Source organism: Streptomyces griseorubiginosus, from assembly GCF_001514195.1.
In the GTDB taxonomy this organism is placed as follows: domain Bacteria; phylum Actinomycetota; class Actinomycetes; order Streptomycetales; family Streptomycetaceae; genus Streptomyces; species Streptomyces griseorubiginosus.
The window spans coordinates 467,034-479,706 of sequence record NZ_KQ948734.1; the positions used below are offsets into that span (position 1 = coordinate 467,034).

Below are 12,673 nucleotides of genomic sequence, written 5' to 3' on the forward strand. Positions count from 1 at the left end.
CACCCCCGCTCCTTCCCCCACCCACCCGGCCCCCGCCCCCGGCACCCCCACCAGGCAGAGCCCGGCGTCAGGCGTCGGCCGCCGGCCTCCCGTCCCGCAGCGTGACCGTCACCGCCAGCCCCTCGCCCGGGGACGTACGGACCGCCACCTCGCCGCCATGGGCCCGCACCACACCCTGCACGATCGCCAGCCCGAGACCGCTGCCCGCGCCGCCGCCGGCCCGGAAGAACCGGTCGAAGACGCGCGCCGCGTCCTCCTCGCACAGCCCCGGCCCCTGGTCCGCGACGCACAGCCGCACGACCCCGTCCGCACGCTCCACGCACAGCCGCACCGGCACCTCGGCGGGCGTGTGGGTGCGGACGTTGCCCACCAGGTTGCCCAGCACCTGTCTGAGCCCGGACTCGTCGGCCCGCACCAGCAGCGCGCCCTCGGCGGCGACCTCCACGGGCCGGTCGGGCTGCTGCACCCGCAGATCGTCGGCCGCCTCCCGCACCAGCCGGCTCAGGTCGACGTTCCTGAAGCGCAGTTCGGGCTGCTGGTCGAGGCGGGCCAGGGTGAGCAGCTCGTCCACCAGCCGCCCCATCCGGTCGGTCTCCGCGAGGACCCTGGTCCAGGCCCGCTTCCGCTCGTCCGGGTCGGAGAGCATGCCCTTGTCGTACAGCTGGAGGTAGCCGCGTATCGCGGACAGCGGGGTGCGCAGCTCGTGCGAGGCGTCGGCGACGAAGCTGCGCAGCTGGGCCGCGCTGCGCTCGCGCGTGCGGTACGCCGACTCGACCTGGTGGAGCATGGAGTTGAGGGCGACCCGCAGCTGCTCGACCTCCAGGGTGGCCTCGCAGCTGGAGGGGATGCGCCGGGTCAGGTCGCCCTCGGCGATCGCCGACGAGGTCTCCACCATGTCCTCCAGCGGCCGCATCCGGCGCCGGACGCTGAACATCGTCAGACAGGCCAGCAGCGCGAGCAGCAGGCTGCCGATCGCGAGGTCGAGCCGGACGGCCTTGGCGACGCCCTGGTGCAGGACGTCGGTGGGTGCGGCGAGCAGGGCGTACGTGCCGTCGCCCAGCCGGGCCGCCGTCGCGCGGTAGGTGGAGCCGTCGAGCGTGACGTCGTGCGGTCGGGAGGCGGCGGCGAGCCCGCTCGGGTCGCCCACCGCCTCCGCCAGGCCCCGCTGGGACTCGCTCGGATCGAAGCCCAGGATCCCGACCGGCTTGCCGTTCTTGTCGACGGCTGCGAAGACGGTGCCCGTCGAGCGGTCCCTGCCGTCCTGCGCGGGGATGAGCCGGTCGCGGACGAAGCTCAGCATGCTCAGCGAGTCGATCTCCCGGAGCGTGAGCTCCGAACCGCCCAGGGAGTCCCGGGTCTTGATGAGCTGGCTGTCGATCTGGTCGAGCAGGTAGTACCGCATGCCCATCACGCTCACGGCGGTCGCCGCGACGATGCCGATCGCGAGCAGCGCCACATTCGCCAGCGTCAGCTTGCCGCGCAGGGAGTGGATGCCGTGCCGGCGACGGGACAGGCGGACCTTCATGCGAGCCCGTATCCGACACCCCGCCGGGTGGTGATCACCGGCGGGCCCAGGACGTCCAGCTTGCGCCGCAGGTAGCTGATGTAGGTCTCCACGACGGTCGACTCGGCCGGGGTGTGCTCGTACTGCCAGACATGGCGCAGCAGTTGCTCCTTGGGCACGATCCGGCCGCCGTTGCGCACCAGGAAGCGCAGCAGCGCGTACTCGGTGGGGGTGAGCTCGACCGTGCGGCCGTCGCGGTGCACCGAGTACGTCGTCTCGTCCAGCTCCAGGTCGCCGTAGCGCAGGGGCGGGCGCTGCGGCAGGACGTCGGCCGGGCGGGTGCGGCGCAGCACGGCGGTGATCCGGGCGACGACCTCGTCGATGTTGAACGGCTTGGTGATGTAGTCGTCGCCGAAGCCGAGCGCGCCGACGATCTCGGTGGGGGAGTCCCGCGCGGTGAGGAAGACCAGCGCCAGGCCGGGCGTGCGGGCGCGCAGTTCACGGCCGAGGGCGCGGCCGTCGCCGTCGGGCAGCATGACGTCGAGCAGGGCCACGTCCGGGCAGGTGCGCTCGGCGAGCGCGAGCGCCTCGCGGACGGAGCCCGCGACCATCACCTCGAAGCGGTGGTAGCGCAGGGCGATGGCGAGGACGTCGGCGATGCTCTCCTCGTCCTCCACCACCAGCACGGTGCCCGGACTCTTCGTCTCTCCCCCAGTCATGCCCCCAGTATCGGCCGGGCCACTGACAGTCGGGCCGGTTCGCCCTTTGGAGTTCCTTGAGAGTCATGGGTGTCTCATGTCCACGCGTGCGTGCCGCCGCCGATCCTGTTCCGCAGGACCTGGGGGACCGACCGACTACTGAGGAGAGTTGAGCGTGGCGGCATTGGCACGTTGGTGCTATCGGCACCGGCTGGTGGTCCTGTTGCTGTGGGTGGGGGCGTTGTTCGGGCTGGGCTTCTCGGCCTCGACGGCGGGCACGAACTACGCGAACGTGTTCTCCCTGCCCGACACGGACTCCAAGAGCGCGTACGACCTGATGGAGAAGGCCTTCCCGAACACCTCCGGCGACACCGACACGGTGGTCTGGAAGGTCGACGAGGGCTCGGTGCGGGACCAGGCCGTGCGGGACCGGATACGGCCCGTCCTGGACGACATCGCGAAGATGCCGGGCGTCGGGGCCGTGACCAGTCCCTACGACGCCCGGGGGGCCGGGCAGGTCAGCAAGGACGGCACCATCGCGTACGCGCAGGTCACCTTCGTCAAGCGCGCCAACGAGGTGCCCAAGGAACTCGTCCAGGACGTCCTCGACACCGCGCAGGGGGCCGACCGGGCCGGTCTCCAGGTGGAGCTGGGCGGCCAGGCGATCCAGCGGGTGCAGGAGCCGCCGCAGGGGCTGTCGGAGGGGGTCGGCATCGTCGCGGCCGCCGTCGTGCTGTTCCTGGCCTTCGGCTCGTTCTTCGCCATGACGCTGCCGATCGCGATCGCCGTCTTCGGCGTGGGCACGGGCCTGTTCGCCACGCAGTTGCTCAGCCACACCACCGACGTCCCCGACATCGCCCCGCTGCTGGCCTCCCTGATCGGCCTCGGCGTCGGCATCGACTACGCCCTGTTCATCGTCACCCGGCACCGCAAGGGCATCCAGCGGGGCCTGGACCCCGAGGAGGCCGCGGTCACTGCCCTCAACACCTCGGGCCGTGCGGTGCTGTTCGCGGGCGGCACGGTCTGCATCGCGCTGGCCGGCATGCTGGTGACGCGCCTGCGCTTCCTGGACGGCGTGGTGATCGGCACCTCGCTGACCGTGGTGCTGAGCGTCATGGCCGCCACCACCCTCCTGCCGGCCCTGCTCGGCTTCCTCGGCCCGCGCGTGCTCAGCCGCCGCCAGCGGCGCAGGCTGGCCGCCCAGGGCCCGGAGTCCGAGGGCGCCTCGGGTCTGGCGGCCCGCTGGTCGACGGCCGTCGAGAAGCGTCCCCGCAGGATCGCCGCGCTCGCCCTGGTCTTCATGGCCGTGCTGGCCGTTCCCGTGCTGTCGCTCCGCCTCGGCGCCACCGACCAGGGCAACGACGACGCCTCGACGACCACCAGGAAGGCCTACGACCTGCTCGCCGAGGGCTTCGGACCGGGCTTCAACGGACCGCTCCAGGTGGTCACCGAGGGCGGCGAGACGAGCGCCCTGGTCAAGGGCCTCCAGGACACGCCCGGGGTCGCCCAGGTGGCCGCGCTGCCGCCCGCGCGGGGCGTGACGGTCATCCAGGTCGTGCCCACGACCTCACCCCAGTCCGTGGAGACGGACCGGCTGATCGACCGGCTGCGGGACGACGTGATCCCCGCCGCCGGCGTGGAGGCCCACGTGGGCGGGGTGACGGCCGTGTCCAAGGACTTCTCCACCGTCACGGGCGACCGTCTGCCACTGTTCATCGCGACGATCATCGGACTCGGCTTCCTGCTCCTGCTGGTCGCCTTCCGCTCGCTGGTGGTGCCGCTGACAGCCGCCCTGATGAACCTGATCGCCGCCGCCTCCTCCTTCGGCGTCCTGGTCGCGATCTTCCAGTGGGGCTGGGGCCTGGAACTGCTCGGTCTCGGCAAGGAGGGGCCGATCAACGCCTTCCTGCCGGTCATCATGCTGTCCCTGCTCTTCGGGCTCTCGATGGACTACCAGGTCTTCCTGGTGAGCCGTATGCACGAGGAGTGGGTGCACACCCGCGACAACGCCCGCGCGGTGCGCGTCGGCCTCGCGGAGACCAGCCGGGTCATCAACTCCGCCGCCCTGATCATGGTCTGCGTGTTCATGGCGTTCGTCCTCAGCGGTGACTCGGGCGCCGCCATGGCGGGCGTGGGCCTCGCCGCCGCCGTCGCCCTGGACGCGTTCATCCTGCGCACCGCCCTGGTGCCGGCCGCGATGCATCTGCTCGGCAACGCCAACTGGTGGCTGCCCGGGTGGCTGGAGAAGCGGCTGCCGCACCTCGCGGTGGAACCGAAGGAGGAGGCGTTGCCCTCCACAGCGGCGGGCGCCGCCGACACCCGCGCCGGGGCCGGTGCGGACGGCGGTCCCGCCTCGGCCGTCCACGGCTACGTCCGTACGACCGAGGGGGACCCGGTGGAGGGCGCGTCCGTGACCCTGCTGTCGGCCGGGGGCCGTCAACTGGACCGCGTGGTCTCGCTGGCCGACGGTTCCTACATCGTCTCGGTCCCGGCACCGGGGACGTATCTGCTGGCGGCCGCGGCTCCCTCGTACGGCTCGCGCGCGCGGCACGTCGTCGTGGGGGAGGGGCCGCTGGTGTACGACGTCGAACTGGCCGAGGGCGAGGTCGACGCCGTCAACTGACGTGACTAGGGCTTCCCGCCGGGGCTCGGCATCACCTTCGTCATCCCCGGCAGGAAGTCGGTGAACAGCTCGTGCACCTCCCGCACGAGCGGCCGCAGCACCCGGAAGCGGGCCAGTGACACGCCCCGCGCGGTGAGCCGGGCACCGCGCTCCGCGAGCCGGTAGCTGCGCTCGCGGCCCTCCGTGCGGTCGAAGATCCAGTACAGGACGAGACCCATCTGGGAGAGCCACAGCAACTCGGGCAGCACGTCCCGGAGTTCCTCGGGCACCTTGGTCCTCGTCGCGCCCCGCAGCACCTCCCGGTGCACCGAGATGGCCTCCACGCGCGCGTGCTCCGACTCCGGGGAGAAGGGGCTGAGCGGGCTGTCGGGATCGGCGGCGTTCTTGAAGAACTGCACGGCGAACTCGTGGTACGGCTGCGCGATGTCCAGCCAGACCTTCAGCACGCCCGCGAGCCGCGCCTCCAGGTCGCTCTCCCGGGCCAGCACCTCCCGGACCGCCACCTGGTGCTCGGCGGCGATCCGGTCGTAGAAGCCCTGGATCAGGTGCTCCTTGCCCGCGAAGTAGTAGTACGCGTTGCCCACGGAGACCCCGGCCTCCTGGGCGATGGCCCGCATGGTCGTCTTGTCGTACCCCCGCTCCTGGAACAGCCGCATGGCCGTCTCCAGGATCAGCGCGCGAGTCTGCTCGGACTTGCTCGAAGCACTCGGGGGAGCGCCCTCTCGGGGGCCGTCGTTGCTCGCAGGCTCGTTGTTCGCAGGCTTGTTGTTCGCAGGGTCGTTGCTGGCGGGGTCGTTGTTCGCAGGCACGACAAGAGAGCCTAGCCAGTGGCACAGCTGTCGCCCGCACAGCCCGGCGGGGTGTGGAACCAGCCCCGGCGGGGGTCGTACGCCCAGCCGTCCGAGCGGCGGTACACCGTGCCGCCCCACTGGCCCTTCTGCCACTGCGCGCCCCGCCACTTGGCGGCGGCGAGCACCGCGCCCCTCGCCAGCCGCGCCCCGGACGGGGTGCTGAGCCGGTGGGCGAGCGGCCGGTGCTCGCGCAGCGCCCACAGGGTCACGATCCACGCGGCCATGTCGCGGTAGACCTGCCCCGCGTCACCGACGACGGTGATCTCCTCCAGGGTGGTGCCGTGGTCGAGCCCCGGGAACCGCCGCCGGGCCTCCTCGGACCCCGCCGGGACCAGCTCCAGCGGCACCAGTTGCGGCTGTCGTACGAGCCAGCCGCGCAGGAAGGCGCACAGCGAGCACTCGGCGTCGTACAGGACGGTGAGCCGGCGGACCGGGGTGCGGTCCGCCGTGGTGCCGCCGTTCACGCCTGGACCCAGTCCTGGGGCGCGACCGGCGGCACCTGCTCCCGCTCCAGGGCACCCCGCCTGCGGATCCGGTTGAGGACGTACACGTTGGCCAGGTGCATCACGCCGAGCACCAGCAGCACGACGCCCAGCTTGGTCGACAGGGCCTCGAAGACGCCTCGGGTGTCCTCGATCGTCCCGTCGCCACTGAGGTACAGCGCGACGAACCCGAGGTTCACGAGGTAGAAGCCGACCACCAGGAGGTGGTTGACGGCGTCGGCGAGCTTCTCGTTGCCGCGCAGCACGTCGGCGAGGAAGACCCGTCCGTTGCGGCTGAGCGTGCGGGCCACCCAGACGGTCAGGGCGATGCTGACGACGAGGTAGATGACGTAGGCGACGACCGTGCGGTCCATGCGCCTCCCCCTTCTTGAACATGTTCAAAAAGCTGACAGGGATGACTCTAGACCTGCTTTTGAACATGTTCAACTCAAGGGGAGGGGGCAGTGCCTGACCTGGGCCTCAGGCTCGCCGGGCGAGCGCCGGGCGCTTGGTGTAGTCGGTGAACCCGAGGACGTTCCCCCAGGGGTCGGCGATCTCGGCCGTCCAGCCGGTGGCCACGGAGAAGACCTCGTCGAGCACTCCGATGCCCGCCGCGCACAGTTCCCGGGCGGCGGCCCGGGCGTCCGGAACCTCCAGCCACACGCGCGTGGCGGGCCACGGGGGCGGTCGGTGCCCGAGCCCCTCCTCCTGGCGGAGCAGAATCCCGGGTGTCTCGGCGCCGACCTTCAGCAGCGCGATCCCGGCCTCGTCGAGCCGGAATCCGACCGTGAAGCCCGCGCGCTCGTAGAAGGAGACGGCCTCGCCGAGGTTCCCGACGGGCAGCAGCACGTTGTCGAAACCGAGCAGTTCGTACGACTCGTCATCTGACATGTCGTCAGATTAAGCCGGGAGTCCTCGAACGGGCTTCTGCGACGCGGTGTCCGTCGGGCATGATGACCGGGCGCATTGTCGTCTTTTCGCGGGTCGTCCCGCTTAGGTCCCCAGGAGCAGTCCCCCTTGAGCGAGCAGCAGGGTCACGAGCAGCAGGATCCCCAGCAGGGGCCGCGGAAGGAGTCCCCGCAGGGCTTCCAGCAACAGGGTCCGCCGCAGGGACCGCCGGGATACCAGCAGGGTCCGCCGCAGGGGCCGCCGGGATACCAGCAGGGTCCGCCGCAGGGGCCGCCGGGATACCAGCAGGGTCCGCCGCAGGGGCCGCCGGGATACCAGTCGCAGGATCACCAGCAGCAGGGATACCCGCCCCCCGGCTACGCGCCTCCCGGGTTCCCGCCGCCGGGTTACTACCCGCCCCCGGGGACCTACACGGGAGACCCCAACGCCCCCTACGGCTACGACCCGTACGGACGGCCGTACTCCGACAAGTCGAAGGTCATCGCGGGCATCCTCCAGCTCACCCTCGGCGGCTTCGGCGTCGGCCGCTTCTACCTGGGCAACGTCGGCATGGGGCTCGCACAGCTCTTCACCTGCGGCGGGCTCGGCGTCTGGTCGCTGATCGACGGCATCCTCCTGCTCACCGGGAACGACCACACCGATGAACACGGCCGGATCCTCCGCAGCTAGGACGCAGGGCGCCGGGACCGGGCCGGCGGCGCCCCCGCGGCCTGTACGGCGCTCACCGCTCCGCCACCCCGCCGCGGCACCCTCGGCGGTGCTCGCCGCGGGAGCCGTCGGCGCGGCCTACCTCTACCGCACCGACCCGCACGAGCCGGGCCACCTCCTGCCGCAGTGCCCGTTCCGCATGCTCACCGGTCTGCTCTGCCCGGCCTGCGGCGGCACCCGCATGGTGTACGACCTGATGCACGGCCACTTCACCGAGGCCTGGCTGGACAACCGGGCCCTGCTGCTGGCCTCGCCGTACGCGCTGTACCTGCTGGGCCGTTGGGCGTGGGAGGGCCTGCACGGCCGCCACTGGCGCCCCACGCTGAGCCCCCGGGCCCAGCTGGTCGTCCTCGCGGTGGCGGTGACGTGGACGGTGGCGCGCAACATCGTGTAGCGGGCGGGCCTGACCATTTGCCGGGTGCGGTTGTGGGGCGGGCGCGGCCGCGTGGGGGCTGGTCGCGCAGTTCCCCGCGCCCCTGGGGGGTGCAGTCCACGTGCGCCACGACGGGACCGTCGGCCTTTCGCGCCCGCTCCACGGGCCGCTCACCCTCCTCACAGCCCCGTTGTCAGTGGTGGCTCGTACTGTCTCGGCATGGGAATCGTGATGTTCGTCGACGAGACGACAAGCGGGAGCCGTAGTGACGGCTGGGGGCTGGAGATCGCCGAGGAGCGGCTCGCCGTACGGGAGTTGATCCGGCGCCGGGTGTTCCAGGAGGTAGCCGAGTACAACGCCCGTACGCCCGCGGTCTTCCAGGGCCTGGTCCAGCCCGAGGACACCGAACGCGTGCTGAACGGCTACGCCCTGCGCACGCCCCGCCGCATAGATCCCGAGACCCAGACCGAGCTCGCCCTCAAGGCCTTCGCCGGCAACGGCTTCCTGGTGCTGGTCGGCGACCACCAGGTCACCGAGCTCGACGAGGAGATCGACCTCATGCTCGGCACCGAGGTCACCTTCCTCAAGCTCGTCCCGCTGGTGGGTGGCTGACCATGGGCGAGATCCAGAGGTACAAGGAGCTGGTCGGCCGCCGGGTCGCCGAGGACGACCTTGAGGGGCTGGCCGTCGACCTGCTCAAGGCCGCCGTCGCCAACCAAGGCAACTGGGCCGGGCTGTGGGACGGCGTACTGGACCGTGTACGCCGGCTGCCCCCGGAGGGGCGGTCGCGGGTCGCCGACGGCCTCGTGGCGCAGTACCACTCGGAGCAGGCGGGCCCGAAAGCCCGGGAGAACGCGCTGATCCTGCTCGGCATCGTCTCCCGCGACCTGCCACCGCACGACCGCCTGCTCGCGGAGCGCCTGGCTCTGCTTGACCAGATCGCCCGCCAACACTCCTTCTGGTACAGCGCCCACTACGAGAACCTCGTCGAGGCCGAGCTCGCCGCGGGCCGACCGATCCCTCCCGCGGTCGTCGCCACCGTCCGCCGCTCGGTCACGCACGCCTACCAGAACGAGGACCTGCTCCGGACGGCCAAGAAGCTGACCGAACCACCCGTCAACGTCGGTGAGGCCTGGGCCGACCAGGCCCTGAGCGACGCGGCCGACGACTCCGACTGGCAGGCCCTGCTGGCCCATGCCGCCACCGCCACCGCCGCCAAACCCAACGCCAAGTGGGACCAACGGGCGACGACCCTGACTACGGCCCTGAGCACCTCTCTCGGTCCCGACCGCGTCCGCGAGACCGTGCTCACCTGGCTCGCCCTCGTCGGCCGCCCCCGCACCCTCGAACTGGAACGCGGCACGTACGAACCGGACGTCAACAGCGCCTACGACCCCTACAACGCCAACGCCCTCCGGGGCCTGGCCTGGCTGCTCTCCCTGCTCCCGCCCCACCCCGACACCGCCCGCGCCCTCGGCGCCCTGGTCGAGACCTCCCTCAAGAAGGTCGCCGGCCTGGGCCCCCGCAACCCGAAGGTCGCCAACGCCGGTGTCAACGCGCTGGCCCGCATCGACAGCGAGGCCGCCCTCGCCGAACTCGCCCGCCTGGCCACCCGGGTGACGTACAAGAACACCCTGAAGCTGCTCGACGCGGCCCTGGAGACCCGCGCCGCGGCTCTCGGCCTCAGCCGCGAGGAGATCGAGGAACTCGCGGTACCCGCCTACGGCCTGACCGAGGTCGGACGCGCCGAGCACCGGTTCGGGGAGGTCACCGCGGTCCTCGAAGTCCAGGGCACGAAGGCCGTGTTGACCTGGCGCAACGCGAGCGGCAAGGCCGTGAAGAGCGTCCCCGCGGCCGTCCGGCGCGACCACGCCGAGGACCTGAAGGAACTCAAGGCGGCCGCCAAGGACATCGACAAGATGCTCTCGGCCCAGAGCGAGCGCCTGGACCGCCAGTTCCTCGCGGACCGGACCTGGTCCTACGCCACCTGGCGCGAGCGCTACCTCGACCACCCCCTGGTCGGCACCCTCGCCCGGCGCCTGCTGTGGACGGTCGACGGCACCACGGTCGGCCACGCCGAAGGCGCCCTGCGCACCCTCGCGGACACCCCGGTCACCGAGGGCACCGAAGTGCGCCTCTGGCACCCGGTGGACCACACCCCCGCCGAGATCGTCGCCTGGCGCGACTGGCTGGAGCGGCACGGCGTCACACAGCCCTTCAAGCAGGCCCACCGCGAGGTCTACCTGCTGACGGACGCCGAGCGCGCCACGGGCACCTACTCCAACCGTTTCGCGGCCCACGTCCTGCGCCAGCACCAGTTCCACTCCCTGGCGGCGGTGCGGGGCTGGCGCAACAAGCTCCGGCTGGCCGTCGACGACGAGGCGCCACCGCCCTCCCGCAACCTGCCCCGGTGGGGCCTGCGGGCCGAGTACTGGATCGAGGGGGACGGCGGCGCGGACTACTCGGACATCACCGACTCCGGCAGCTACCTGCGGCTGCGCACCGACCAGGTCCGCTTCTACCCGATCGACGCCCCGGAGAACTCAGCGCACTGCGGGGGCGGCGAGTACCGCATGTGGCTGCGGGACGGCGCCGAGCCGGTGGAGCCCCTGCCCCTGACCGACATTCCGCCCCTGGTCCTGTCCGAGGTCCTGCGCGACGTCGACCTGTTCGTCGGCGTGGCCAGCGTCGGCAACGACCCCACCTGGCAGGACGGCGGCCCCGGCGGCCGCTTCCAGGAGTACTGGACGTCGTACGGATTCGGAGAGCTCAACCAGAGCGCCGAGACCCGTCGGCTTCTCCTGGACCGCCTGATCCCGAGGCTCGCGATAGCCGACCGCTGCACCCTGGAGGGCCGCTTCCTCCACGTCAAGGGCGACCGCCACACGTACAAGATCCACCTGGGCTCGGGCAACATCCTCCGCACCCCGAACGACCAGTACCTCTGCATCGTCCCGAAGTCCGCCCCGGCCTCCCCGCAGACCGGTTACCTGCCCTACGAGGGCGACCGCATGCTCGCGGTCATCCTCAGCAAGGCGATGATGCTGGCGGCCGACACCAAGATCACCGACCCGACGATCCTGAGCCAGCTGTGACCCCCGTACGCGGCGCCGGGGCGGCGGGAAGCGGGAGGGGGGCTGCCGTCACCGGGTGAAGGGGGCCGCCGTCACCGGGTGCATCGGGAAGCGGGTCGCCGTCACCGGGGCCATCGGGAAGCGGGTCGCCGTCACAGGTTTCCGTAACCGTCCCTGACGACTTCGCGGGCCAGCGTGCCGCGGACCTCCGCCAGTTCCCCGGCGATGCGCTCCGTCCGGGAGTCGCCCGCAGTCACCGCGGCGGACGCCGGTGCGCCGCTCAGCAGGAGCCGCCGGCGCAGATGGGTCGGCGGGTGGGTGGCGTCGACGCTGTGCCCGCGCAGCGCCCCGACCCTGCGCTGCCGTTCGAACTCGGACTCCGGCACGGAGTCAAGGTGGGCGGCGAGCGCCTCCCACAGGCCGTCTCCGTCATGCCGTCCGCCGCGCCCCGAACCGCGCATCCGGCGGCTGTTGGTCTCGCGGTGCAGGGTGGTGACGATCGAGTCGGTGACCATGAGGCGGTCCATCAGGCCCACCGCGCCCTCGGTGGACCCGGCATGGGCCGCCGCCGCGTCGGCCAGGTACTCACCGCGCTGGGAGGCCCGCGCGGTCAGCAGGTCGAGCAGGGCCAGGACGCCGGTGATGAGCAGACGCAGCGGGACACAGGCCAGGTTGGTGATGGCCTGGATGACGTTCGGGTTGGGCGTCGGTTGGACGTAGTAGAGCCAGGTGCCCAGCGATCTGCACGCGGTGCCCACCACCATGCCGTGCCGGGTGTCGCCGTGGGTGAAGTGGCCGAGCTCGTGCCCGAGGAGTGCGATCCGCTGCTGCGGGCTCAGCACCTCCCACAGCGGCAGCCCCAGGGTCAGGAGCCGCCGCCGCAGACCGAGTTGGGTCACACTCGCGTTGGCGTCGACGTCCACCACGACGGTGTCCACGCTCCGGGTGCCCAGGGCGGCGGCGACCTCGTCGACCAGCGCGTAGAGCTCGGGCGCGTCCGCGCGCAGCAGGACGCGGTCGTCGTCGGACAGCCGGTTCAGCCGCGGCCGCAGCGACCAGGCCAGCGCCAGCAGGAACAGCCCGAACGCCATACCGAGCCCGCCCCAGCCGCGGATCACGCCCAGCAGCCCGATCGCGGCCAGGACGAGGGTCAGGCCGTGCACGGCGAGCGCGAGCGCGAAGGCGAGCAGACCAGGCACCGTACGCCCGGCCGACCCGCCCCCGCCCTCGCCGTTCAACTCGTCGAACAGGCGCACGCCGTACCGCTGGGCGATCCGGCGACGCACGCCGTCCAGCCCGCGCTTGCGCCCGTCGGGCCCCTGTGGATCCACGTTCCAGTCACAGGCCGCGCACCACGTGGTGAACCGTCTGTCGGAACGGATCTCCACCCCGCACTGCGGGCACGACGACACGATCTCTTCTCCAGCGGTACGCACCGCTGCCTCCCCCGA

At 71.9% G+C, this 12,673-nt stretch carries 12 protein-coding genes; 5 read left to right on the top strand and 7 right to left on the bottom strand.

The window, feature by feature from the left end; all coding sequences use genetic code 11:
- Positions 1-67: 67 nt before the first annotated feature.
- Positions 68-1,525, bottom strand: coding sequence for a sensor histidine kinase (locus AQJ54_RS02145; RefSeq protein ID WP_062233287.1), 1,458 nt, complete (start codon positions 1,523-1,525; stop codon positions 68-70).
- Entirely contained in the window at positions 1,522-2,223 is a 702-nt protein-coding gene (locus AQJ54_RS02150; RefSeq protein WP_062233290.1) for a response regulator transcription factor, read from the bottom strand. Before AQJ54_RS02150 ends, AQJ54_RS02145 begins: the two co-directional genes overlap by 4 nt.
- A gap of 163 nt (positions 2,224-2,386) precedes the next feature.
- Here AQJ54_RS02150 and AQJ54_RS02155 point away from each other — a divergent pair, with 163 nt between their 5' ends.
- Positions 2,387-4,825, top strand: a complete 2,439-nt coding sequence (locus tag AQJ54_RS02155) for an MMPL family transporter (RefSeq protein WP_062233292.1) — start codon at positions 2,387-2,389, stop codon at positions 4,823-4,825.
- 5 nt (positions 4,826-4,830) lie between these two features.
- On the opposite strand, the gene AQJ54_RS02160 is transcribed toward AQJ54_RS02155, so the two are convergent.
- The 4 genes from AQJ54_RS02160 to AQJ54_RS02175 form a co-directional block, all read right to left on the bottom strand.
- Entirely contained in the window at positions 4,831-5,634 is an 804-nt protein-coding gene (locus AQJ54_RS02160) for a TetR family transcriptional regulator (protein WP_079069693.1), read from the bottom strand.
- Between the two features lie 11 nt (positions 5,635-5,645).
- Positions 5,646-6,140, bottom strand: coding sequence for a thiol-disulfide oxidoreductase DCC family protein (locus tag AQJ54_RS02165; protein WP_062233298.1), 495 nt, complete (start codon positions 6,138-6,140; stop codon positions 5,646-5,648).
- Positions 6,137-6,532, bottom strand: coding sequence for a hypothetical protein (locus AQJ54_RS02170; protein WP_020135659.1), 396 nt, complete (start codon positions 6,530-6,532; stop codon positions 6,137-6,139). The genes AQJ54_RS02165 and AQJ54_RS02170 overlap by 4 nt, the downstream gene beginning before the upstream one ends.
- Positions 6,533-6,638: 106 nt before the next feature.
- Entirely contained in the window at positions 6,639-7,049 is a 411-nt protein-coding gene (locus AQJ54_RS02175; protein WP_062233301.1) for a VOC family protein, read from the bottom strand.
- A 126-nt stretch (positions 7,050-7,175) separates the two neighbouring features.
- Here AQJ54_RS02175 and AQJ54_RS02180 point away from each other — a divergent pair, with 126 nt between their 5' ends.
- The 4 genes from AQJ54_RS02180 to AQJ54_RS02195 all read left to right on the top strand — a co-directional run bounded on the left by AQJ54_RS02180 (position 7,176) and on the right by AQJ54_RS02195 (position 11,243).
- On the top strand, positions 7,176-7,736 hold the full coding sequence (locus AQJ54_RS02180) for a TM2 domain-containing protein (protein ID WP_062233304.1): 561 nt from the start codon (positions 7,176-7,178) through the stop codon (positions 7,734-7,736).
- An 88-nt stretch (positions 7,737-7,824) separates the two neighbouring features.
- Positions 7,825-8,169, top strand: a complete 345-nt coding sequence (locus tag AQJ54_RS02185) for a DUF2752 domain-containing protein (RefSeq protein WP_062233307.1) — start codon at positions 7,825-7,827, stop codon at positions 8,167-8,169.
- Positions 8,170-8,367: 198 nt separating this feature from the next.
- Positions 8,368-8,760, top strand: a complete 393-nt coding sequence (locus AQJ54_RS02190; protein WP_062233310.1) for a hypothetical protein — start codon at positions 8,368-8,370, stop codon at positions 8,758-8,760.
- Positions 8,761-8,762: 2 nt separating this feature from the next.
- On the top strand, positions 8,763-11,243 hold the full coding sequence (locus AQJ54_RS02195; protein ID WP_062233314.1) for a DUF4132 domain-containing protein: 2,481 nt from the start codon (positions 8,763-8,765) through the stop codon (positions 11,241-11,243).
- Between the two features lie 131 nt (positions 11,244-11,374).
- On the opposite strand, the gene AQJ54_RS02200 is transcribed toward AQJ54_RS02195, so the two are convergent.
- Positions 11,375-12,658, bottom strand: a complete 1,284-nt coding sequence (locus AQJ54_RS02200) for a M48 family metallopeptidase (RefSeq protein ID WP_248845284.1) — start codon at positions 12,656-12,658, stop codon at positions 11,375-11,377.
- Positions 12,659-12,673 lie beyond the last annotated feature (15 nt).